Genomic DNA, 2034 nt, shown 5'->3' on the forward strand with positions numbered 1-2034 from the left:
CCGCACTAAACCTTGGCATATACTTTTGCGAAGCAAAAATGCCAAGCGTTGAGTGTCGGATTAAGCGTTTTGTTAGTTACGCTCAATTGAGCGAATGGCTTTAGAGGTTTTCATGCTTTTTAGCTTACTAATGTCAACATATAGAAAATCACTATCGTAATAAGTATCAGAATCTGTTTTTCCATTACGTATATCTTTACGAACTCCTGAGGTTTTATTAAAAGCCGTTTTACTCACTTGAAATTCAGCTTGTCCAAGTGACACTTGTTTAATTCGCATAAGCCCATATTTGTATGTAGGGTCAATATCCTCAAATATTTTTGTAAAATCAACAATGTAAAGGTCATTAACAATAGGTTGCTCAATGTAGGAATCTTCTAGTTTATTATTCTGTTGAATAGAGTAGGTGACAGATAATGCCATGCAGGCAGCGATGATTAAGCCTGAAAACATAGGTAATGTATTTCTCTTAGTAAACACCGCGGATTTGATTTTGTTCGATAGTTCGTTTGGAAGCTCCTTACCGACCAGTGTTTTTTTACAATGGGTACATTCAATACCGGCAACCCTGGAAGTTACAAATGTAGGTATCCAGTAGAAATGAAAATAACGGATTATACCGAACGTTTTAAATTCTTGCTTTCCACAGCTTGGACATTGAATTCCTTCAACTAAGTGTCCTGAAATTGTTTTTCCCTTAGAACCCCAAAAAAACATACTAAACTCCTTTTATTGTATGTTGAATAGTAACTAACGCTTTAATAAGTGGCTGTAACCACTGATTTTACCGAGCCTATCAGACTCCAAGCCGAGAATGCCTAGCGTTGATAAGTCCACTTAATTAACTTGTTATACGTTGCTTTTCTACCCAAGTACGGGTCTAAAAAAACTACGTTCGTAGCTAATGATACAATCTACTTTATCTGCAAATTCAAAAGCTTTAAGACACTCAGGGTCATTTAAAGATTTAACTCGATATTCTTCATACGCCGATAAACTTTCAAATGTGAACAATGCTAGGGCGATGTTATTCGCACCTTCTGATGGTAGGAAATAGCCATTGTGTTGACCACCAAATTTCTCAACTAATGGAATCCACATTGTTGCGTATTCTTCAAATTCTTTGACCTTTTTCGGGTCTATTACATATCTGACATAGCAAGTAATCATAAGCTCAATTTCCTTTTAATTGCTTGATTTTTTCGCAACGTATAACGCCCGATTAAGTAGCCCGAAACGCACAACGATAGTTTCTGCATAGCGCCATAACCACTGGACTGCCTGCAAACCAAAAATGCCACGCGTTGAGGGTCTGCTTAAATTGCTTGTTAGGGGCTTGATGCCTCTAGGTTATAACCATGATAGAGATCTAAATATTTGGCCTTGAAGTCCGTGTGACATCTTTTAAATTTGGCGTAGTTCCGTCGATAGAAAACACCTCCATCCCTTGACCTTGAGCTACTGCAATACAAATAGCTAAACCGTATTCACCGTTTTCCTTCTTGAGGGAACCTGCTCTAAAAAAATTCAACTCACCAGGACGATTCGTTAATGGGTTTTGTAGAATAAACCTCAAAGAGCCATCAGCATTATACACCGCAGCATTATTTGGAGGAGGAAGAAATGAGTAATCACTCATATCTTCCTCAACATTGTGTATAACCAATACACCACTTCTATCGTTTAATAGCGATATAGATAAACAATTATGGATACTTGGATTAAAATTGATTGGTCTGCAATCGTCTAGAATCCAGAATACACCTAAAGGTCGACTTTGAGGGTAAGGCTTCAAGTCCTTTTCATCACAATTTGACTCATCCCAGCTGACCAATCCAAACTTCCGAGAAGTGATAACTTCACCACTGTCAGAAATATAATTGTTGTATATCATTTTGATTTTTTGAGTCACCCTAACAGCTCCTTTGTGAAGATAAACCAAACCTAATTTATAATATTGATGTTTTTCGAATAGGCCCCTAACGCCGCATTAAGGTGTGAGCAACGCTTGGCTATACTTGAGCGGGGCGAAAC

General features: G+C 37.8%; 3 protein-coding genes. All 3 read right to left on the minus strand.

The window, feature by feature from the left end; genetic code table 11:
• Positions 1 to 72: 72 nt before the first annotated feature.
• The 3 genes from KP803_RS21695 to KP803_RS21705 all read right to left on the minus strand — a co-directional run bounded on the left by KP803_RS21695 (position 73) and on the right by KP803_RS21705 (position 1912).
• A complete protein-coding gene (locus KP803_RS21695) occupies positions 73 to 717 on the minus strand; it encodes a hypothetical protein (protein WP_248010938.1) in 645 nt (214 codons plus the stop codon).
• A 147-nt stretch (positions 718 to 864) separates the two neighbouring features.
• Entirely contained in the window at positions 865 to 1170 is a 306-nt protein-coding gene (locus KP803_RS21700) for an NIPSNAP family protein (protein ID WP_248010939.1), read from the minus strand.
• A gap of 199 nt (positions 1171 to 1369) precedes the next feature.
• Complete coding sequence (locus KP803_RS21705; RefSeq protein ID WP_248010940.1) at positions 1370 to 1912, minus strand: hypothetical protein; 543 nt, start codon at positions 1910 to 1912, stop codon at positions 1370 to 1372.
• Positions 1913 to 2034 lie beyond the last annotated feature (122 nt).

The organism is Vibrio amylolyticus (genome assembly GCF_023145695.1).
Lineage (GTDB): Bacteria > Pseudomonadota > Gammaproteobacteria > Enterobacterales > Vibrionaceae > Vibrio > Vibrio amylolyticus.